The sequence below is a fragment of the Vibrio sp. MMH1-50 genome (genome assembly GCF_022347645.1).
GTDB lineage: Bacteria > Pseudomonadota > Gammaproteobacteria > Enterobacterales > Vibrionaceae > Vibrio > Vibrio harveyi.
The window spans coordinates 150,162-170,398 of record NZ_JAKRGG010000006.1 but is presented as its reverse complement, the minus strand read 5'-3'; the positions used below and the strand labels follow the sequence as shown (position 1 = coordinate 170,398).

Sequence of the window (20,237 nt, the reverse complement as noted above, 5' to 3'; positions counted from 1 at the left end):
TGTTTTGACCCCTCTCTAGCCCTCCTCTCAAAAAAGGGGGAGGCTAGGAGGGGGAGAAAGTTAACGATTTACGAGTGCTAGCAGTAAGCTAGGAAATAAAGTGGAATCTCTGCTTTGTCTCTCGCACGGAAAAGCGACCGCTCCTTAAAGTAGGGTTTATCACCCTGTATACATAGTCAGACTGTTTCTCTGACACCCGGAGGCATCGTGAAATTAAAATTCGATCTTAAGAAGAAAAACGGCAATGCACGTCGTGGTCAATTGACCTTCGAACGTGGCACTGTTCAAACTCCTGCGTTCATGCCAGTAGGTACTTACGGTACCGTTAAAGGCATGACACCAGAAGAAGTGAAAGGTACTGGTGCAGAAATCCTGCTAGGTAACACTTTCCACCTATGGCTACGTCCTGGTCAAGAAGTGATGAAAATGCACGGTGACCTGCACGATTTCATGAACTGGCACGGTCCTATTCTTACCGATTCAGGCGGTTTCCAAGTATTCAGTCTAGGCAAAATGCGTAAGATCACTGAGAAAGGTGTTCACTTCCGTAGCCCTGTAAACGGTGACAAGATTTTCATGGACGCGGAAAAGTCGATGGAAATCCAAAAAGACCTAGGTTCTGACATCGTAATGATCTTCGACGAGTGTACGCCATACCCGGCGACACACAACGAAGCGAAAAAATCGATGGAAATGTCACTACGCTGGGCACAACGCTCACGTGATCACTTCAACAAACTAGAAAACCCGAACAACCTATTTGGTATCGTTCAAGGTGGTGTTTACGAAGATCTACGTGATGTGTCTATCAAAGGTCTGACAGAAATCGGCTTTGATGGTTACGCAGTTGGTGGTCTTGCAGTAGGCGAACCGAAAGAAGACATGCACCGTATTCTTGAGCACACATGTCCACAACTTCCAGAAGATAAGCCTCGTTACCTAATGGGTGTAGGTAAACCGGAAGATTTGGTTGAAGGTGTTCGTCGTGGTATCGACATGTTTGACTGTGTAATGCCAACGCGTAACGCGCGTAATGGTCACCTATTTGTTACTGGTGGTGTGATCAAGATCCGTAATGCGAAACATAAAACGGATACAACTCCGCTAGATCCGCATTGTGACTGTTACACTTGTCAGCACTACAGCAAATCGTACCTTCACCACCTAGAGCGTTGTAACGAAATCTTAGGTGCTCGTCTGAACACTATCCACAACCTACGCTACTACCAGCGTCTGATGGAAAGCATTCGTAAGGCGATTGATGAAGATCGTTTCGATGAGTTTGTTACTGAATTCTATGAGCGTCGTGGTCGTGAAGTGCCACCGCTTGCAAAAGAGCAGTAATTGACAGATTAAAAGAATTAAAGCCTTTGGCATGTTGCCAGAGGCTTTTGCTAATAAAGTAGGCTAACGTACGTTATTTTTGAGAAGGTGATCTCTATTACTTAATCTCAAACTTGAATCTAAATTACGAAAGCCCAACTTGTTGGATTATCAATAAAATATAATGAGGATGTTTTAATGTTTATTTCTCAAGCTCACGCAGCAGCAGAAGGCGCACCAGCAGGCGGCGGTTTTGAAATGCTAATCATGCTAGGCATGTTCGCGGTGATCTTCTACTTCATGATCTACCGTCCGCAATCTAAGCGTGTTAAAGAACACAAGAACCTAATGTCTTCTATGGGCAAAGGTGATGAAGTTCTAACAAGTGGCGGTCTAGTGGGTAAAATCACTAAGATTGCTGAAGACAACGATTTCATTTCAATTGAGCTAAATGCAAACAATGAAGTTGTAATCAAGAAAGACTTCGTAACTGCAGTGCTACCAAAAGGTACGCTGAAGTCTCTATAAAACAGCTAAAGGATCCTCGCTGTGCTAAACCGTTATCCATTATGGAAGTACTTGATGGTATTTTTTGCCATCATCACCGCTGCGTTGTACGCACTTCCAAATATCTACGGTGAAGATCCGGCTATTCAAGTTACAGGGGCGCGTGGCGCCTCTGTAGATATGTCAACGCTGGATGCTGTCACCAAAGCTCTTGATAAAGAGCATCTCTCTCATAAATCCATTGCTCTCGAGAATGGATCAATCCTTGTTCGTTTCAATGACACTGACACTCAAATCAGTGCCCGCGATATCATCAGCGAAGCGCTTGGCAAAGATAAAATTGTTGCACTAAACCTTGCTCCATCTACGCCAGATTGGCTAGAAGCAATCGGTGCGTCGCCACTTAAGCTAGGTCTTGACCTGCGCGGTGGTGTTCACTTCCTAATGGAAGTTGACATGGACGCGGCGATGGAGAAGTTGGTTGGTCAACAAGAAGAAGCTTTCCGTAGCGAACTTCGTGAAGCTAAGATCCGTTACCGTGCAATCCGTCCTTCTGGTACAGAAGGTGTGGAAGTACTGCTACGTAATGAGGAGCAGCTAGCGGAAGCGAAAGCAACGCTAGAAAAGAATCACCCAGACATGAACTTTGTCGACTCTGATTCTAATGGTCGTTACGCGTTGATTGCCACCTTTACCGAGCAACGTTTACAAGAGATACGTAACTACGCAGTTGAACAAAACATCACGATTCTTCGTAACCGTGTTAACGAACTGGGTGTTGCTGAACCATTGGTTCAACGTCAAGGTGCTAGCCGCATCGTAGTTGAGCTACCAGGTGTTCAAGACACAGCTCGTGCGAAGGAAATTCTAGGTGCTACAGCAACACTAGAGTTCCGCGAAGTTGACGATAAAGCTGACCTATCAGCGGCGGCAAATGGTCGCGCGCCAGCAGGTAGCGAAATCAAGATGGACCGTGATGGTCGCCCAGTTGTGCTTAAGAAGCGCGTTATTCTTGGTGGTCAAAGCATCACGGATGCAAGTTCAAGTGTTGATGAATACGGTCGCCCACAAGTTAACATCTCGCTAGACAGCGAAGGTGGCAACAAAATGTCCGCGTTCTCTAAGAAGAACATCGGTAAGCTAATGGCTACCGTGTTTGCAGAATACAAAGACAGTGGTCGTCGTACGCCTGAAGGCAAAGTTATCCTTGATAAGCATGAAGAAGTTATCAACCAAGCAACGATTCAATCGGCTCTTGGTCGTAACTTCCGTATCACGGGTATCGACTCTGCAGCAGAAGCGCACAACCTAGCACTTCTACTTCGTGCTGGTGCACTAATCGCACCGATCTCTATCGTTGAAGAACGTACCATTGGTCCATCAATGGGTCAGCAAAACATCGATATGGGTATCCAAGCATGTATCTGGGGTATGGTTGCGGTAATGCTGTTTACGCTGCTTTACTACCGTGGCTTCGGTCTGATTGCTAACATTGCGTTGATGGCAAACTTGGTTCTTATCATTGGTGTAATGTCGATGATTCCAGGCGCTACCATGACGTTGCCAGGTATTGCCGGTATCGTCTTAACCGTCGGTATGGCGGTCGATGCGAACGTGCTGATATTCGAGCGTATCCGTGAAGAGCTTCGAGATGGACGCAGTCCTCAGCAAGCGATCCACCAAGGTTACGCAAACGCATTCAGTACCATTGCCGATGCGAACATCACAACGCTTATCACTGCAATCATTCTATTTGCAGTGGGTACAGGCGCAGTGAAGGGCTTCGCGGTAACACTATCTATCGGTATCTTAACTTCAATGTTCACCGCTATTGTGGGTACACGTTGTATCGTGAACCTGATTTACGGTGGCAAACGCGTTGATAAATTGTCGATCTAAGGCTGGGAATTAATATGTTTCAAATTCTAAAAGCAGAAAACACGATCGGCTTTATGCGTTGGTCGAAAGTCGCGTTCGTATTCTCCATCTTTATGATCGCTGCTTCTATCTTCACGCTATCAACCAAATGGTTGAACTGGGGTCTAGACTTTACTGGTGGTACGCTAATCGAGGTAGGTTTTGAACAACCTGCAAACCTTGAAGAAATTCGTGCAGCACTAGATTCAAAAGGCTTCGGCGATGCGACAGTTCAAAACTTCGGTAGTGCTCGTGAAGTGATGGTTCGTCTTCGTCCACGTGACGACGTTTCAGGTGAAACGCTAGGCAACCAAATCATTGGTGCGATCAAAGAAGGTACTGGCGAAAGCGTAGAAATGCGTCGTATTGAATTCGTAGGTCCAAACGTTGGTGATGAGCTAACAGAAGCGGGCGGTCTGGCGATCCTTGTATCGCTAATCTGTATCCTGATCTACGTATCAATGCGATTTGAATGGCGTCTAGCGGCTGGTGCGGTAATGGCACTGGCACACGATATCATCATCACGCTGGGTGTATTCTCATTCCTACAAATCGAAGTTGACCTTACCATCGTAGCGGCGCTACTAACGGTAGTCGGTTACTCGCTCAATGATACCATTGTTGTATTCGACCGGATTCGTGAAAACTTCCGTAAGATGCGTAAGGGTGAACCTTCGGACATCATGGACGCTTCAATTACTCAAACATTGAGCCGTACTTTGATTACGTCTGGTACGACGTTGTTCGTGGTAATTGCACTGTTCATGCAAGGTGGTGCGATGATTCACGGCTTTGCAACAGCGCTATTACTAGGTATCACTGTTGGTACTTACTCTTCTATCTACGTAGCATCAGCGCTAGCGCTAAAACTGGGCATCCAGAAAGAGCACTTGATGCCACCTCAAGTAGAAAAAGAAGGTGCAGAGTTCGACGAGATGCCATAAGGCAGATTGAGAACCGAAAACAAAAACCGCTGAGCAGTCAGCGGTTTTTTTATGCTTGATAGATTTGATTGTTTCACTTTTCTTTGAAGTATTTCCAGCTTGAATTGTAGTTTTTTGATTGAGTTGAATATCGGAAGTATGTTCAACAATTTCGGGGGGAAATAATGTCAAGGCAAGCTGAAATAAAAGTACAGTTACTGAAGTTTGTAGAGATTTCTTACAAACACTATAAAGGCGTTACCACCAAGCTAGTTACTGGGCAGGTAAATGTCCGAGAGCTTTTAGAGCAGTGCGAGTGGGGGCTTTGTAAGTACAGATTTAAGCCGAGTAAAATTGATCAAGCGCTCCGTGAAGCTGGGGTTTAGTTGATTATGCTAAATAGAATTCTACCTATTCCGGTTTTACTCAGTGTTTCAGGGCCCTGCATAGCAAGCCCACTCCACGATACTTACCTTGATATACGCAATAATTTATACAAGATGCAGTATATCGAGGTGGTAGAAGCTATGGCAGGACCAAACCTATCGATTGAAGAGCTAAATAGTATTAAATCTCACCCAATAAAATTTGGTCATCAATTTCCATTTTTATCATCCATCCCATCAAGTTTGGTTACGGAGCTGTCTTACTTTGAAGCATACAGTGAGGATGGAGGCGTTGGGTGTCTTTCCGTAAACGGATTTGGAGATGTATACCAGCCAGTCACGGTTTCGTTGCAGTTTCTAATGAAGGAACAAGTATGGAAGGTTAAGCACGTAAAAATAGACCACTTACCTGACTACGACCGTTTCTATAAACAGGCAGATTGTTCGATATAAAAAAGCCCCGCTCAATGAGCGGGGCTATTCAAAAGTTATCAGCGTGACGGGCTTAGTATGACTTCAGAATCTTACTTAAGGATCGCGCTGTTGCCGTTTTCGCGAACGTGTTTAAGGATAGATTTCACGCCACGAGCACTAGAAGCAACAATGTTACCAGACTTCATGTAGTCAGTACCGCCAGCGAAGTCAGTTAGGATTGCGCCAGCTTCACGAGCGATAAGCTCACCTGCAGCCATCTGCCAAGGTTTTAGACCTAGCTCAAAGTAACCATCTACACGACCAGCTGCCACATAACATAGGTCAAGAGCAGAACAACCGCTACGACGGAAGTCAGCACACTCAGTGAATAGAGAACCTACGATCTTGATGTAAGACTCAGAGTGTTGCTTCTGTTTGAATGGGAAACCAGTCGCAAGAACAGTACCGTGTAGGTCTTTAAGTTGAGTAACACGGATACGAGCGTTGTTTAGCTGAGCGCCAGCACCGCGTTGTGCAGTGAATAGCTCGTTTTGCATTGGATCGTATACACAAGCCACTTCAGTTTTACCTTTGAAGCGAACCGCGATAGATACTGCGAAAGTTGGGTAACCTTTTACAAAGTTATTAGTGCCATCCATTGGGTCGATGATCCATTGTACGTCTTTATCTTTACCTTCGATAAGACCAGCTTCTTCAGCAACGATGCAGTGCTCTGGGTAAGAGTGCTTGATAGTATCGATGATGATAGCTTCTGCTTCTTTGTCTACATTAGTAACAAAGTCATTAGTGCCTTTTAGCGTAGATTCAATTTTATCTGTGTTTTCTAATGATTTAGCAATGTGATTGCCTGCCTTTCGCGCAGCGCGAATAGCAATGTTTAGCATTGGATGCATACGAATTTCCCAACGGATGTTAAAGAACAATTTAAAGCGGCGGCGAGTATACCAGAGTCAAACGAAAAGGGAAGTGGTTATTTTTTGTGCGCAAGCAAAACGAGTTGTGATAGCTATGTCAATAGAGAAGAAAACAATTGATGAGAATGCGAATAGAAGCCCGCTTCACTCTAGGGTGTATTAGAAAATTATGATAATATCCCTCGGTTTTAATTCAGGTAGCAAACACAGATGTTGGATCAAGTAAAAATCGTACTCGTCGGAACTTCTCATTCAGGCAACATTGGCTCGGCAGCTCGAGCAATGAAAGTCATGGGTTTAAGCCAACTAGTATTGGTTGATCCGCAATGTGAAGTCGATGATCAAACCCTTGCGCTTGCTGCTGGTGCTGGTGATATTGCTCAAAATGCCACTGTAGTAAGTACGCTTGAAGAAGCCATTGAAGATTGCGGTCTTGTTGTGGGTTCAAGTGCTCGCTCACGTACACTTGAATGGCCAATGCTTGAGCCACGTGAGTGTGGAGAAAAGTTTGCAGTTGAAGGGCAAAAGCACCCAGTCGCATTGGTCTTTGGTCGAGAAAGAACCGGTTTAACGAATGATGAACTGCAAAAGTGTCACTATCATGTTTGCATTCCTGCTAACCCTGAATACAGTTCGCTTAACTTAGCGATGGCCGTCCAAACGTTGAGCTATGAAGTTCGCGTTGCACACCTCAACCTAGAGCAAAGTCAATACGCCCCAAGTGAGCCTGAAGAGTATCCACGTCATAAAGAGCTAGAAATGTTCTTTGAGCACCTTGAAAAGGTGATGGTTGATACCCAATTTATCAACAAAGAACAGCCGGGTCAGGTGATGAACAAGCTGCGTCGTTTGTACTCACGTGCACGACCAGAGGCGCAAGAGTTGAATATTCTGCGCGGTGTTTTGACGGCGATCGAAAAGAAACTCTGAACAAATAATAACCACTTTAGGTGTAAGGATGAATACCTGACTAAAATAGTCAAATAAATACTTGACCGTTTTAGTCGGGTATGGAAAAATCCTAATCATTACAAACCATGTGGATACGGTGTGGTATGAAACTTACATCTAAAGGAAGATATGCGGTGACAGCCATGCTGGATGTGGCACTGCATTCGCAACAAAACCCAGTACCTCTTGCAGATATCTCAGAGCGTCAAGGGATCTCGCTCTCATACTTAGAGCAGCTTTTTTCAAAATTGCGTAAAGCAGGTCTTGTAGCCAGCGTTCGTGGTCCTGGTGGTGGTTACCGACTTGGAGCAGACGCGCACAGCATTGCCATTGGCACTGTGATTGCCGCGGTTGATGAGTCAGTAGACGCAACCAAATGCCAAGGCAAAGGCGATTGCCAGGGTGGCACTCGTTGCTTAACTCACACCCTATGGCGTGACCTGAGCTCTCGTATTAGTGACTTCTTGAATAACATTACGCTCGGTGAGCTAATGACAGACAATGAAGTTTTAGAAATTTCTGATCGTCAGGACATTGATCTGGCGGTAACTCATGGGCTTTCAAACAAAAATACAACCGCCGCGCCCATCGGTGTAAACGTCCGCTCTTAGCGGTCAGCATTTTACATTGGAGTAGAGAATGAAACTGCCGATTTATCTTGATTATTCCGCTACATGTCCAGTAGATCCTCGTGTTGCTGAAAAAATGGTTCAGTACATGACAATGGATGGCACATTTGGCAACCCAGCTTCGCGTTCGCACCGTTACGGCTGGCAGGCAGAAGAAGCTGTAGATACTGCTCGTGAGCAAATTGCTGACCTTCTAAATGCAGATCCTCGCGAAATCGTATTCACATCTGGTGCGACAGAGTCTGACAACCTTGCTATCAAAGGTGCAGCACATTTTTACTCTAAGAAGGGTAAACACGTAATCACTTGTAAAACAGAGCATAAAGCGGTTCTTGACCCATGTCGTCAACTAGAACGCGAAGGCTTTGAAGTGACTTACCTAGAGCCAGAATCAAACGGTCTGATCGATCTAAACAAACTTCAAGCAGCGATGCGAGAAGACACTGTTTTGGTATCAATCATGCATGTTAACAACGAGATTGGTGTAATCCAAGACATCGCTGCAATCGGCGAACTATGTCGTGAACGTAAGATTGTGTTCCACGTGGATGCGGCACAGTCTGCGGGCAAACTGCCAATCGATGTTCAAGAATTGAAAGTTGACCTAATTTCACTGTCTGCGCACAAAGTATACGGTCCTAAAGGCATTGGCGCACTTTACGTACGTCGTAAGCCTCGTATCCGTCTGGAAGCGCAAATGCACGGTGGTGGTCATGAGCGTGGTTTCCGTTCGGGTACACTTCCAACTCACCAAATCGTGGGTATGGGTGAAGCGTTCCGTGTAGCGAAGGAAGACATGCAAAAAGATTACGATCACGCGCTAGCACTTCGTAACCGTCTTTTAGATGGCGTTAAAGATCTAGAAGCAGTAACGGTGAACGGTGATCTTGAACAGCGTGTTCCACACAACCTAAACGTGAGCTTTGCATTCGTAGAAGGTGAATCTCTACTGATGTCACTGAAAGACCTAGCAGTATCTTCTGGTAGTGCTTGTACATCAGCGAGCCTAGAGCCATCTTACGTTCTTCGTGCACTTGGTCTAGACGACGAATTGGCGCACAGCTCAGTACGTTTCTCATTTGGTCGTTTCACGACTGAAGCAGAAATTGATTACGCAATTGAACAAATCCGCGTTGCAGTGACTAAGCTACGCGACATGTCTCCTCTATGGGATATGTACAAGGAAGGGGTTGATCTGAGCACTGTTGAATGGGCTCACCATTAATCTCACGGACTGAATAGAGGATTCGAGGTAATTTATCATGGCATACAGCGAAAAAGTAATTGATCACTACGAGAACCCACGTAACGTTGGTTCGTTCGATAAAGAAGACCCATCAGTAGGCAGCGGCATGGTTGGCGCACCAGCTTGTGGTGACGTAATGAAGCTTCAAATCAAAGTGACGCCAGAAGGCATCATTGAAGACGCGAAATTCAAAACATACGGTTGTGGTAGTGCAATCGCTTCAAGCTCACTAGTAACTGAGTGGGTAAAAGGCAAGTCTATCGACGAAGCGGCATCTATCAAAAACTCTGAGATTGCAGAAGAGCTAGAGCTTCCACCAGTGAAAGTTCACTGCTCAATCCTTGCGGAAGACGCAATCAAAGCAGCGGTTGCTGACTACAAGAAAAAACACCAGGAATAATTATTCCGTATATAATGGGAGCCCTTGAAATGCTCCCATTCCAAAACGTAATTTAGACAGACTAAGGTGCAGTATGGCCATCACAATGACAGAATCAGCGGCAAGTCGCGTAAAAGCATTCCTAGATAACCGAGGTAAAGGTATCGGTTTGCGTCTTGGAGTGAAGACGACAGGCTGTTCCGGCATGGCTTACGTTCTTGAGTTTGTTGATGATCTAAACGAAGAAGATGAAGTTTTTGAACTGTCGGATGTAAAGATCATCATTGATAAGAAAAGCCTAGTATACCTAGACGGTACTGAGCTGGATTACGTTAAGGAAGGGTTGAATGAAGGTTTTGAATTCAACAACCCTAACGCGAAAAGTGAATGTGGTTGTGGTGAAAGCTTCAACGTCTAATTGACTGTCCTTCTGGGCAAGCGAGTCCAGAAGGCTTTACTAGGACCCGATCTTAATGAATCACTTTGAATTATTTGGGCTACCAAGTCAGTTTCAGCTGGATGGTAGCCTTCTTTCTTCTCAGTTCCGAGAACTACAAAAACGCTTCCACCCAGACAACTTTGCGACTGCCTCAGAGCGTGATCGCTTGATGGCTGTTCAAAAAGCAGCGCAAATCAACGATGCGTATCAAATACTTAAGCATCCAATCTCTCGCGCTGAATACATATTGGCAGAAAACGGCACAGAAATTCGTGGTGAGCAACAAACCATGCAAGACCCGATGTTCCTAATGGAACAAATGGAACTGCGTGAAGAACTGGAAGACATTGCTGACAGCTCTGATCCTGAATCAGCGCTTTTTGACTTCGATTCTAAGGTCAGCAAAATGTACAAACAGCATTTGGCGAGTGTAGAACAAGAACTTGACCAAGGTCTTTGGGCGGAAGCTGCAGACCGAGTTCGTAAACTCAAATTCATTGCCAAGCTAAAGAACGAAATTGAACTGGTTGAAGACAAGCTCCTCGGCTAGTTAGCGCGACAAGGACCCATCATGGCATTACTTCAAATCGCAGAACCGGGCCAAAGCTCGGCACCTCATGAGCACAAGTTAGCAGCGGGTATCGACTTAGGTACTACCAACTCTTTGGTTGCGTCTGTTCGCAGCGGTGACGCAAAAACACTGAAAGACGATCAAGGTCGTAGCATTTTGCCTTCTGTGGTGAACTACGCACAGGACTCGGCTTTAGTTGGTTACGAGGCAAAAGCAAAAGCAGAGCAAGAACCAGAAAACACCATTATTTCGGTAAAACGTCTGATTGGTCGTTCACTAAAAGACATTCAAGCTCGCTACCCATCTTTGCCTTACCAATTTAAAGAAAGCGACAACGGTCTGCCTATTTTGCAAACTGCGCAAGGTGACAAGAACCCGATTGAAGTGTCTGCCGATATTCTTAAAGCACTAGGCAAACGTGCAGAAGAGACACTCGGTGGCGAGTTAGCTGGCGTGGTTATTACTGTTCCTGCTTACTTTGATGATGCTCAACGTGCTGGTACAAAAGATGCGGCGAAATTGGCGGGGCTTCATGTGCTACGTCTGCTTAACGAGCCGACAGCTGCAGCGATCGCTTACGGCCTAGACTCTGGTCAAGAGGGCGTGATTGCGGTTTACGATCTAGGTGGCGGTACGTTCGATATCTCCATCCTACGTTTGTCAAAAGGCGTATTTGAAGTATTAGCAACAGGTGGTGATTCTGCGCTAGGCGGTGATGATTTTGACCACCTATTAGCGGATTACCTAATGGAGCAAGCTGGTCTAGAAGCACCGCTTTCTGCTGAGAAAAACCGTGCACTACTGAACATTGCAACAGCAACTAAGATTGCTTTCTCTGAGCAAGACAGTGTTGATGTTGATGTATTTGGTTGGAAAGGTTCTGTGACTCGCGAGCAGTTCGAAGATCTGATTCGTCCGCTAGTGAAGAAAACCCTGATGTCTTGCCGTCGTGCATTGAAAGATGCGGATGTGGATGCGGAAGACGTACTTGAAGCGGTTATGGTTGGCGGTTCAACTCGCACATTGCTTGTTCGTGAAATGGTAGGCGAATTCTTCGGTCGTACACCACTGACAAGCATTAACCCAGATGAAGTTGTTGCAATCGGCGCGGGTATTCAAGCAGATATCCTAGCGGGTAACAAACCTGACTCTGAGATGCTGCTTCTGGACGTTATTCCTTTATCTCTTGGTATTGAAACCATGGGCGGCTTGGTTGAGAAAATCATTCCACGTAACACCACTATTCCTGTGGCTCGTGCGCAAGAGTTTACGACGTTCAAAGATGGTCAAACGGCAATGAGCGTGCACACCGTACAAGGTGAACGAGAAATGGTGGATGACTGTCGTTCATTGGCTCGTTTCTCATTAAAAGGCATTCCACCGATGGCGGCTGGGGCTGCACACATTCGCGTGACGTACCAAGTGGACGCTGATGGTCTGTTGTCTGTCACTGCGATGGAAAAGAGCACGGGTGTTCAGGCTGAAATCCAAGTGAAACCTTCTTACGGTTTAAGCGATGACGAAGTCGCAAACATGCTGCGTGACTCGATGACTTACGCGAAAGAAGACATGCAAGCTCGTGCACTGGCTGAGCAGCGCGTAGAAGCGGATCGTGTGATTGAAGGTTTGATTGCTGCGATGCAAGCTGATGGTGATGAACTACTATCAGACCAAGAGAAACAAGACCTATTAAAAGTGATTGAAGCGCTGATTGAACTGCGCAACGGCGAAGATGCGGACGCTATCGAGCAAGGCATCAAAGACACCGACAAAGCAAGCCAAGATTTTGCGTCGCGCCGTATGGATAAATCGATTCGAGCTGCACTGTCAGGTCAGTCAGTTAATGATATATAAGAGATAAGTAGTTATGCCTAAGATTATTGTATTACCACACGAAGATTTGTGCCCAGAGGGTGCAGTGTTGGAAGCAAACACTGGTGACACCGTTCTAGACGTAGCGCTAAAAAATGGCATTGGTATCGAACACGCATGTGAAAAGTCATGTGCATGTACTACCTGCCACGTGATCATTCGTGAAGGTTTTGATTCGCTAGAAGAGAGTGAAGAGCTAGAAGATGACATGCTAGATAAAGCATGGGGTCTAGAGCCTGAATCTCGTCTTGGTTGCCAAGCAAAAGTAGCGGATGAAGATTTGGTTGTTGAAATTCCAAAATACACGCTAAACCACGCGTCGGAAGATCACTAATACTATCTCCCCAACATAGGGGCGAAGCAAAAGGAAGATGAGCAATGAAATGGACAGATTCTCGCGATATCGCGATTGAGCTTTGTGACAAGTTTCCCGACTTAGATCCTAAAACCGTACGTTTTACCGATCTTCACCAATGGATCATGGAGTTGGATGAGTTTGACGATGAGCCAAACCATTGTAATGAAAAGATTCTAGAAGCGGTTATCTTGTGCTGGATGGACGAAGCAGATTAATGCTCAATTCGGCGGTAAAACGCAGCAGAGTTAACAATTCTCACTAAAAAAAGCGGACCTTTAGGTCCGTTTTTTTATCAAGTTGACATTTTTACCCTACATAATGCTAACATCCGTTAGTTATTAAAAAAGAAGAGGCGTAGGCAACGCCGTTATAAGACAAGGAGAAACCATGTCTACACAGATGTCTGTATTTCTTAGCCAAGAACCAGCGGCACCACATTGGGGCGACAAAGCACTGCTTTCTTTCGCTGAGAATGGCGCAACCATTCACCTAGGTGAAGGTCACGATCTTGGTGCGATTCAACGTGCAGCGCGTCAACTCGATGGCCAAGGAATTCGTTCAGTTTTACTTGCTGGTGATAACTGGGATTTGGAGAGCGTTTGGGCATTCCACCAAGGTTACCGCAACCCGAAAAAACACGGCACACTAGAATGGGTTGAGCTTTCGGAGCAAGATCAAGCAGAGCTTCACGCTCGCATCACTTCTACGGACTTTACTCGCGATATCATCAACAAAACTGCAGAAGAAGTGGCGCCACGTCAATTGGCAACCATGGCAGCTGAATTCATCAAATCTATCGCGCCACAAGGTACAGTAACGGCTCGTATCGTTAAAGATAAAGATCTGCTTTCAGAAGGTTGGGAAGGTATTTATGCCGTAGGTCGTGGCTCTGAGCGCACATCGGCAATGCTGCAACTTGATTACAACCCAACAGGCGATGAAAACGCACCAGTCTTTGCATGTCTAGTAGGTAAAGGCATCACCTTTGATTCAGGTGGTTACAGCTTGAAACCATCAAACTTCATGACAGCTATGAAAGCGGATATGGGCGGTTCAGGTACGATAACTGGCGGTCTTGGTCTTGCTATTCTTCGTGGTCTTAATAAGCGTGTAAAGCTTATCCTTTGTTGTGCGGAGAACATGGTCTCTGGTCGCGCACTTAAACTTGGCGACATCATCACTTACAAAAATGGTAAGACCGTTGAGATCATGAATACCGACGCAGAAGGTCGTTTGGTTCTTGCTGATGGTCTTATTTACGCAAGTGAGCAAAACCCTGAACTGATCATTGACTGTGCGACCCTAACGGGCGCAGCGAAGAATGCACTAGGGAACGATTACCATGCATTAATGAGCTTTGATGATGAGCTTTCTCATCAAGCGCTAACGGCGGCAAACCAAGAGAAAGAAGGTCTGTGGCCACTGCCTCTTGCTGATTTTCACCGTGGCATGCTGCCGTCAAACTTTGCTGACCTATCTAACATCAGTTCTGGCGATTACTCACCTGGCGCAAGTACAGCGGCAGCATTCTTGTCTTACTTCGTCGAGGATTACAAGAAAGGTTGGTTGCACTTTGACTGTGCAGGCACGTACCGTAAGTCAGCGTCTGATAAGTGGGCTGCAGGCGCAACAGGCATGGGTGTTCGCACACTTGCTCGTTTCTTGAACGAACAAGCAGCAAAATAAGACTTTTACCAGTGCAGACACCCCGTCTGTACTGGTATAACTAAGAGAGACGCAAGTCACTCATATAAAACTATTATTACAAGTACAAAAAGGAAACTTTATGGCTCTAGAAAGAACGTTTTCAATTGTTAAGCCCGACGCTGTAGAACGCAACCTGATTGGTGAAATCTACCACCGTATCGAAAAGGCGGGTCTACGTATCGTTGCTGCAAAAATGGTTCATCTGACAGAAGAACAGGCGAGCGGTTTTTACGCAGAACATGAAGGCAAACCTTTTTTCCCTGCACTGAAAGAGTTCATGACATCTGGTCCTATCATGGTTCAGGTTCTTGAAGGTGAAGATGCAATCGCACGCTACCGTGAGCTAATGGGCAAAACAAACCCAGAAGAAGCAGCATGTGGCACTATCCGTGCCGATTACGCACTAAGCATGCGCCATAACTCTGTTCATGGTTCGGATAGCCCTGAGTCAGCAGCTCGTGAAATCGAGTACTTCTTCCCAGAGTCAGAGATTTGCCCTCGCTAATCTTGTACTAATTTGCTTCCTAAGCCTCGGATCTTTCCGGGGCTTTTTCTTATCTGTTACTTAGAAAGAATGAATGATAATAATTGGCTAAAATTTAATCATTAATATTTTAATGCCTTAGCGAAGTCGGGGTCTTACAGCCCTTGTTGTAGCTGCATAAAGGCTGTACAATTCGCGCCCTTATTCTTGTTTCAGTCATTGAGAGGCAACATGACCACTGAAAAAATCAATCTACTCGACTTTGATCGCAAGGGCATGCGTCAATTTTTCGCGGAAGAGCTAGGCGAAAAAGCGTTCCGTGCTGATCAGGTTATGAAGTGGATCTACCATTTCGGTGTTGATGACTTCGATAACATGACGAACATCAACAAGAAACTACGTGAAAAACTGCAGTACAAGTGTGAAATCAAAGCACCAACGGTAGCAGAGGCTCAACATTCTTCAGACGGCACAATTAAGTGGGCGATGAAGGTGGGTGACCAAGACGTAGAAACGGTCTACATCCCAGAAGATGACCGCGCAACATTATGTGTGTCTTCTCAGGTTGGTTGTGCGCTGGAGTGTAAGTTCTGTTCAACCGCTCAACAAGGTTTCAACCGTAACCTAAAAGTATCTGAAATCATTGGTCAGGTATGGCGTGCTGCACGTGAAATCGGCTTACAGAAAGAAACGGGTCGCCGTCCAATCACTAACGTAGTGATGATGGGGATGGGTGAGCCACTTCTTAACATGAAGAACCTTATCCCTGCGCTTGAAATCATGCTTGATGATCTTGGTTTCGGTCTTTCTAAGCGTCGAGTTACCGTATCAACGTCAGGTGTTGTTTCTGGTCTTGATCAGATGACCGGTAAAATTGATGTAGCATTGGCGATTTCTCTTCATGCACCAAACGACAAGCTACGTAGTGAAATCATGCCGATCAACGACCGTTGGGATATCCAAGATTTTCTCGCGTCTGTTCGCCGTTACATCGCGTCTTCAAATGCTAACCGCGGTAAAGTTACGGTAGAGTACGTGTTGCTTGATCATGTGAACGATGACATGGACCACGCACGTGAGTTGGCAGAGCTGATGAAAGATACGCCATGCAAGATCAACCTGATTCCATTTAACCCGTACCCAGGTTCACCTTACAAGAAACCAAGTAACTCACGTATTGACCGTTTCCAAAAAACATTGATGCAATATGACCACACCGTAACGGTTCGTAAAACACGTGGTGATGATATTGATGCTGCGTGTGGTCAGTTAGTCGGTGATGTTATTGACCGTACGAAACGTACCGCAGCTTTAAAAGCAGCACGTGGTGCTGAAACTATCGATGTAAAAGCGGTTTAAGACGCCAAGAATAAAGAAATAGCCAGAGCCTTATGCTCTGGCTATTTTGTTTATTACAAGTGGATTGTCATTTGATGCTGACAGACTGAACGGTGCTAATTTTACTTTGCTGTGTCAATTTTTGGACAAAAGCTTGAGCTATCTGTTAATTTGAGAGCAAAGAGTTTTTGTCTTCGTTAAACATTCGCTTATCATGGTGAGTGAAATATAACTACGACATTGACTATTCTCAGTATTTTTTCCAATACGCTTTGCTGAACCATTGCAAGACGAGCATTCTTACTCTGACTACTGAGAATTTCTAAAAGATTATTTTTGGTTAACGCGTTTAGGCTAGCTATCTTTAAGTGAGGCTTAATTAGAACAAAAACGAAAATAAATAACTGCGTTAGCCACCAAACAGATTAAATACCGCCATTATGACAGAACACGAAAAGACTAATGAAGTGCCGCTTTCTATGGAAGCAGGCACAATACTAAAAAACAAACGCGAATCTCTAGGCATGACTCAGAAGCACGTTGCTGATCGCCTTAGACTTCGCGTTTCTGTTATTGAAGACATTGAAAACAATCGATTTGAAGAACAACAGGTCACGACATTCACGCGTGGCTATTTGCGTTCGTATGCAAAGCTCGTTGGTCTTGATGAAAAGATTGTTTTGGCAGCTTTAGAGCAAACATCTGAAGTTCATGTGAAGCCGCAAGAAACAGAGATGCAAAGCTTCTCTCGTAAAACCAAGCACGAGAAACACAACAGCCGAATTATGTTGCTGACTTGGGCCATCGCGATCGTGATTACCGGTATCTCCGCGGCATGGTGGTGGCAAAACCAACAAGAGAATAGCCTTACACAGTTGAGTTCTGAAACGGCAGAAACAGAACATGTTGCCAATGATGCTGATATCGATCAGATGAGCGCAGATGAGCTAATCGCAAGCACTCCAGCTGAAATTGCTCCTGTATCTGCTGCGCCAGCGGTTGTTTCTGAAGCTGATACGACAATGAGCGCGACTGATGAGGGGATGGCTGAGTCAACAGTAACTCTGACAGCTGAAGCTGTTGAGGAAACCGCTCAAGAGCCTGTTGCGGTTATCGAAGATGCTCAAGCGGCAGAAGAGCCAGTAACTCCAGTTATTCCAGAAGGCATGACGTTACTGACTATGAAATTTAAAGCTGATTGCTGGATTCAAGTTAAAGACGCAAACGGCAAAACACTGGTAAGTGGTACTCGCAAACCGGGTCAAGATGTAGAACTTGCCGGAAAAGCACCGTTTAAAGTGATATTAGGCGCACCTGAAGGCGTAACAATGACATTTGCAAGTGAACCTGTCGACCTTTCTGGGTATACTTCAGGCAAAGTAGCTAGATTCACTTTACCGTTATAAATATTATGCAACACGAATCTCCAATTATTCGTCGTAAATCGACGCGTATTTATGTGGGTGATGTGCCAATTGGTGATGGTGCACCAATTGCTGTACAGTCAATGACAAACACTCGCACGACTGATGTGGAAGCCACAGTCGCACAAATCCGAGCATTAGAAAAAGTGGGTGCAGACATTGTACGTGTTTCTGTTCCTACCATGGATGCGGCGGAAGCCTTTAAGCTTATCAAACAGCAAGTGTCAGTGCCGCTCGTTGCGGACATCCACTTCGACTACCGTATTGCACTGAAAGTGGCAGAGTACGGTGTTGACTGTTTGCGCATTAACCCAGGTAACATTGGCAACGAAGAGCGTATTCGTTCGGTTGTTGATTGTGCCCGTGACAAAAACATCCCAATCCGTATTGGCGTCAACGGTGGCTCTTTAGAAAAAGATCTGCAGATGAAATACGGTGAGCCAACGCCAGAAGCATTGGTGGAATCGGCGATGCGTCATGTGGATCATCTAGACCGCCTTAACTTTGACCAGTTCAAAGTTAGTGTGAAAGCGTCGGATGTATTCCTAGCGGTGGATTCATACCGCCTATTGGCAAAGCAGATTGACCAGCCACTACACCTCGGTATCACCGAAGCTGGTGGTGCAAGAGCTGGTGCTGTGAAGTCATCGGTTGGTCTTGGTATGCTTTTAGCTGAAGGCATCGGTGATACGCTACGTATCTCGTTGGCGGCAGATCCGGTAGAGGAGATCAAAGTTGGCTTTGATATTCTTAAGTCTCTGCGTATTCGCTCACGTGGTATCAACTTTATTGCCTGTCCAAGCTGCTCACGTCAGGAATTCGACGTGATTAACACAGTAAACGCATTGGAAGAGCGCCTAGAAGACATCATCACACCTATGGATGTGTCTATCATCGGCTGTGTCGTAAACGGCCCAGGTGAAGCTGAGGTTTCACACCTAGGTCTGGCAGGCAGCAACAAGAAGAGCGCATTCTACGAAGACGGCAAACGTCAGAAAGAGCGTTTTGACAACGATGATCTAGTGAATCAGCTAGAAGCGAAAATCCGTGCGAAAGCATCTGTATTAGATAAAGCTAACCGCATCGATATCAAACAAGAAGATTAATCTCATAGCTTGAGCACACTAAGTGTGCTCGGGTTACTAAGCGACGGTAATAATTGTGGCAAAGAAAATCCAAGCAATCCGAGGCATGAACGATTGCCTTCCAACTCAGTCTCCGCTGTGGCAAAAACTTGAAAACGCAGTAAAAAGTACTGTGAGCGCATACGGCTATAACGAAGTGCGCATGCCAATCGTTGAAGAAACAAACCTATTCAGCCGTGCGGTTGGTGAAGAGACTGATGTCGTTTCAAAAGAAATGTACACTTTTGATGATCGTAACGGAGACAGCCTAACACTTCGCCCTGAAGGTACGGCGGGTTGTGTGCGTGCATGTATTCAAAACAGTCTGATCAACCGTGACGAACAGCGTCTGTGGTACATGGGACCTATGTTCCGCCATGAGCGTCCGCAGAAAGGTCGTTACCGTCAATTCCACCAGTGTGGTGTTGAGGTGTTCGGTCTAAATGGTCCAGACGTTGATGCTGAGCTTATCATGATGACTGCACGTCTATGGCGTGAGCTGGGGATCAATGAGCATGTTCGTCTTGAGCTTAACTCTATCGGTTCTCAAGAAGATCGCGCAGACTACCGCACGGCACTGGTTGCATTCCTTGAGCAACATATCGATGTGCTAGACGAAGATTGTAAGCGTCGCATGCACACGAACCCACTGCGAGTTCTGGATACGAAGAACCCTGATGTTCAGGCTATTTTAGGTGATGCACCTCGCCTTTCTGAGTACTTAGGTGAAGAATCTAAAGCACACTTCGCAGGTCTATGTGAACTTTTAGACGCTGCAGGTATCGAATACACAGTTAACGAGCGTCTAGTTCGTGGTCTGGATTACTACAACCGCACGGTATTTGAATGGATCACTGAGAGCCTAGGTGCTCAAGGTACAGTATGTGGCGGTGGTCGTTACGATGGTCTTGTAGAACAATTGGGTGGCAGTGCAACACCAGCCGTTGGCTTTGCTATGGGTCTAGAGCGCCTTGTACTGATGCTAGAAACGCTAGAGCTAACAGACGTTCGTCGCAGTGTAGATGTTTACGTTGTGACAGCAGGCGAAGGCACAATGATGGTTGGTATGAAGCTAGCAGAACAGCTTCGTGAAGCTATTCCAGGCGTTCGTGTGATGAGTCACTTCGGTGGTGGTAACTTCAAGAAACAGTTTAAGCGCGCAGATAAAGTCGGTGCTGTAGTAGCATTGGTTCTGGGCGAAAACGAAGTTGCAGAAAACACCGTAGTACTAAAAGACTTGGTGGGTGGTGAGCAAGAGACTTACAACCAAACAGAAGTTGCTGAGAAGATCGCAGCACTGATTTAAGTCT

The 20,237-nt window shown here is 45.7% G+C and carries 21 protein-coding genes; 20 read left to right on the top strand and 1 reads right to left on the bottom strand.

What is annotated here, in order from left to right; all coding sequences use genetic code 11:
- The first annotated feature begins 207 nt into the window (after positions 1-207).
- The 5 genes from tgt (at position 208) to MHO32_RS07150 (ending at position 5,509) form a co-directional block, all read left to right on the top strand.
- The gene (tgt, locus tag MHO32_RS07170; protein WP_009697666.1) at positions 208-1,344 is read left to right on the top strand and encodes a tRNA guanosine(34) transglycosylase Tgt; all 1,137 of its coding nucleotides are present in this window, start codon (positions 208-210) and stop codon (positions 1,342-1,344) included.
- Between the two features lie 177 nt (positions 1,345-1,521).
- Positions 1,522-1,851: a preprotein translocase subunit YajC gene (gene yajC, locus MHO32_RS07165; protein WP_005424903.1), complete on the top strand. Its 330-nt coding sequence runs from the start codon at positions 1,522-1,524 to the stop codon at positions 1,849-1,851.
- Between the two features lie 21 nt (positions 1,852-1,872).
- Complete coding sequence (secD, locus tag MHO32_RS07160) at positions 1,873-3,729, top strand: protein translocase subunit SecD (RefSeq protein WP_005447728.1); 1,857 nt, start codon at positions 1,873-1,875, stop codon at positions 3,727-3,729.
- Between the two features lie 14 nt (positions 3,730-3,743).
- Positions 3,744-4,691, top strand: a complete 948-nt coding sequence (gene secF / locus MHO32_RS07155; RefSeq protein WP_005447727.1) for a protein translocase subunit SecF — start codon at positions 3,744-3,746, stop codon at positions 4,689-4,691.
- A gap of 479 nt (positions 4,692-5,170) precedes the next feature.
- Positions 5,171-5,509, top strand: a complete 339-nt coding sequence (locus MHO32_RS07150) for a hypothetical protein (protein ID WP_033002896.1) — start codon at positions 5,171-5,173, stop codon at positions 5,507-5,509.
- Positions 5,510-5,580: 71 nt separating this feature from the next.
- Here MHO32_RS07150 and suhB read toward each other — a convergent pair whose 3' ends face one another.
- Positions 5,581-6,384 (bottom strand): inositol-1-monophosphatase, encoded by an 804-nt coding sequence (suhB, locus tag MHO32_RS07145; protein ID WP_005447724.1) that lies wholly within the window; start codon positions 6,382-6,384, stop codon positions 5,581-5,583.
- 231 nt (positions 6,385-6,615) lie between these two features.
- Here suhB and trmJ point away from each other — a divergent pair, with 231 nt between their 5' ends.
- The 15 genes from trmJ to hisS all read left to right on the top strand — a co-directional run bounded on the left by trmJ (position 6,616) and on the right by hisS (position 20,233).
- On the top strand, positions 6,616-7,335 hold the full coding sequence (gene trmJ / locus MHO32_RS07140) for a tRNA (cytosine(32)/uridine(32)-2'-O)-methyltransferase TrmJ (protein ID WP_009697671.1): 720 nt from the start codon (positions 6,616-6,618) through the stop codon (positions 7,333-7,335).
- Positions 7,336-7,460: 125 nt separating this feature from the next.
- Entirely contained in the window at positions 7,461-7,967 is a 507-nt protein-coding gene (iscR, locus tag MHO32_RS07135) for a Fe-S cluster assembly transcriptional regulator IscR (RefSeq protein ID WP_005381720.1), read from the top strand.
- A gap of 28 nt (positions 7,968-7,995) precedes the next feature.
- A complete protein-coding gene (locus tag MHO32_RS07130; protein ID WP_005447719.1) occupies positions 7,996-9,210 on the top strand; it encodes an IscS subfamily cysteine desulfurase in 1,215 nt (404 codons plus the stop codon).
- A 37-nt stretch (positions 9,211-9,247) separates the two neighbouring features.
- On the top strand, positions 9,248-9,631 hold the full coding sequence (iscU, locus tag MHO32_RS07125; protein ID WP_005424883.1) for a Fe-S cluster assembly scaffold IscU: 384 nt from the start codon (positions 9,248-9,250) through the stop codon (positions 9,629-9,631).
- 73 nt (positions 9,632-9,704) lie between these two features.
- Positions 9,705-10,028 carry an iron-sulfur cluster assembly protein IscA gene (gene iscA / locus MHO32_RS07120; RefSeq protein ID WP_005424893.1) on the top strand — a complete coding sequence of 108 codons (324 nt, stop codon included), beginning with the start codon at positions 9,705-9,707 and terminating at the stop codon, positions 10,026-10,028.
- 55 nt (positions 10,029-10,083) lie between these two features.
- Entirely contained in the window at positions 10,084-10,599 is a 516-nt protein-coding gene (hscB, locus tag MHO32_RS07115) for a co-chaperone HscB (RefSeq protein WP_005447715.1), read from the top strand.
- A 21-nt stretch (positions 10,600-10,620) separates the two neighbouring features.
- On the top strand, positions 10,621-12,474 hold the full coding sequence (gene hscA / locus MHO32_RS07110) for a Fe-S protein assembly chaperone HscA (protein WP_050940962.1): 1,854 nt from the start codon (positions 10,621-10,623) through the stop codon (positions 12,472-12,474).
- Positions 12,475-12,487: 13 nt separating this feature from the next.
- Entirely contained in the window at positions 12,488-12,826 is a 339-nt protein-coding gene (fdx, locus tag MHO32_RS07105; RefSeq protein ID WP_005424889.1) for an ISC system 2Fe-2S type ferredoxin, read from the top strand.
- A gap of 44 nt (positions 12,827-12,870) precedes the next feature.
- Positions 12,871-13,065 (top strand): Fe-S cluster assembly protein IscX, encoded by a 195-nt coding sequence (gene iscX / locus MHO32_RS07100; protein WP_005424887.1) that lies wholly within the window; start codon positions 12,871-12,873, stop codon positions 13,063-13,065.
- Positions 13,066-13,237: 172 nt separating this feature from the next.
- A complete protein-coding gene (pepB, locus tag MHO32_RS07095) occupies positions 13,238-14,536 on the top strand; it encodes an aminopeptidase PepB (protein WP_005447710.1) in 1,299 nt (432 codons plus the stop codon).
- Positions 14,537-14,636: 100 nt separating this feature from the next.
- On the top strand, positions 14,637-15,062 hold the full coding sequence (gene ndk / locus MHO32_RS07090) for a nucleoside-diphosphate kinase (RefSeq protein WP_005440311.1): 426 nt from the start codon (positions 14,637-14,639) through the stop codon (positions 15,060-15,062).
- Positions 15,063-15,272: 210 nt separating this feature from the next.
- The gene (locus MHO32_RS07085) at positions 15,273-16,400 is read left to right on the top strand and encodes a bifunctional tRNA (adenosine(37)-C2)-methyltransferase TrmG/ribosomal RNA large subunit methyltransferase RlmN (protein ID WP_005447708.1); all 1,128 of its coding nucleotides are present in this window, start codon (positions 15,273-15,275) and stop codon (positions 16,398-16,400) included.
- A gap of 419 nt (positions 16,401-16,819) precedes the next feature.
- The gene (gene rodZ / locus MHO32_RS07080) at positions 16,820-17,785 is read left to right on the top strand and encodes a cytoskeleton protein RodZ (RefSeq protein WP_239211023.1); all 966 of its coding nucleotides are present in this window, start codon (positions 16,820-16,822) and stop codon (positions 17,783-17,785) included.
- 5 nt (positions 17,786-17,790) lie between these two features.
- Positions 17,791-18,909 (top strand): flavodoxin-dependent (E)-4-hydroxy-3-methylbut-2-enyl-diphosphate synthase, encoded by a 1,119-nt coding sequence (ispG, locus tag MHO32_RS07075; RefSeq protein WP_050903976.1) that lies wholly within the window; start codon positions 17,791-17,793, stop codon positions 18,907-18,909.
- A gap of 55 nt (positions 18,910-18,964) precedes the next feature.
- Positions 18,965-20,233, top strand: coding sequence for a histidine--tRNA ligase (gene hisS, locus MHO32_RS07070; RefSeq protein ID WP_005447704.1), 1,269 nt, complete (start codon positions 18,965-18,967; stop codon positions 20,231-20,233).
- Positions 20,234-20,237: the final 4 nt, after the last annotated feature.

Coding starts and splice junctions, on each gene's coding strand:
- iscU (WP_005424883.1), top strand. CDS start 9,248: ATGGCATACAGCGAAAAAGTAATTGATCACTACGAGAACCCACGTAAC.
- hscB (WP_005447715.1), top strand. CDS start 10,084: ATGAATCACTTTGAATTATTTGGGCTACCAAGTCAGTTTCAGCTGGAT.
- MHO32_RS07150 (WP_033002896.1), top strand. CDS start 5,171: ATGCAGTATATCGAGGTGGTAGAAGCTATGGCAGGACCAAACCTATCG.
- trmJ (WP_009697671.1), top strand. CDS start 6,616: ATGTTGGATCAAGTAAAAATCGTACTCGTCGGAACTTCTCATTCAGGC.
- iscA (WP_005424893.1), top strand. CDS start 9,705: ATGGCCATCACAATGACAGAATCAGCGGCAAGTCGCGTAAAAGCATTC.
- yajC (WP_005424903.1), top strand. CDS start 1,522: ATGTTTATTTCTCAAGCTCACGCAGCAGCAGAAGGCGCACCAGCAGGC.
- rodZ (WP_239211023.1), top strand. CDS start 16,820: ATGACAGAACACGAAAAGACTAATGAAGTGCCGCTTTCTATGGAAGCA.
- pepB (WP_005447710.1), top strand. CDS start 13,238: ATGTCTACACAGATGTCTGTATTTCTTAGCCAAGAACCAGCGGCACCA.
- fdx (WP_005424889.1), top strand. CDS start 12,488: ATGCCTAAGATTATTGTATTACCACACGAAGATTTGTGCCCAGAGGGT.
- hscA (WP_050940962.1), top strand. CDS start 10,621: ATGGCATTACTTCAAATCGCAGAACCGGGCCAAAGCTCGGCACCTCAT.
- MHO32_RS07130 (WP_005447719.1), top strand. CDS start 7,996: ATGAAACTGCCGATTTATCTTGATTATTCCGCTACATGTCCAGTAGAT.
- iscR (WP_005381720.1), top strand. CDS start 7,461: ATGAAACTTACATCTAAAGGAAGATATGCGGTGACAGCCATGCTGGAT.
- suhB (WP_005447724.1), bottom strand. CDS start 6,384: ATGCATCCAATGCTAAACATTGCTATTCGCGCTGCGCGAAAGGCAGGC.
- secF (WP_005447727.1), top strand. CDS start 3,744: ATGTTTCAAATTCTAAAAGCAGAAAACACGATCGGCTTTATGCGTTGG.
- ispG (WP_050903976.1), top strand. CDS start 17,791: ATGCAACACGAATCTCCAATTATTCGTCGTAAATCGACGCGTATTTAT.
- ndk (WP_005440311.1), top strand. CDS start 14,637: ATGGCTCTAGAAAGAACGTTTTCAATTGTTAAGCCCGACGCTGTAGAA.
- iscX (WP_005424887.1), top strand. CDS start 12,871: ATGAAATGGACAGATTCTCGCGATATCGCGATTGAGCTTTGTGACAAG.
- MHO32_RS07085 (WP_005447708.1), top strand. CDS start 15,273: ATGACCACTGAAAAAATCAATCTACTCGACTTTGATCGCAAGGGCATG.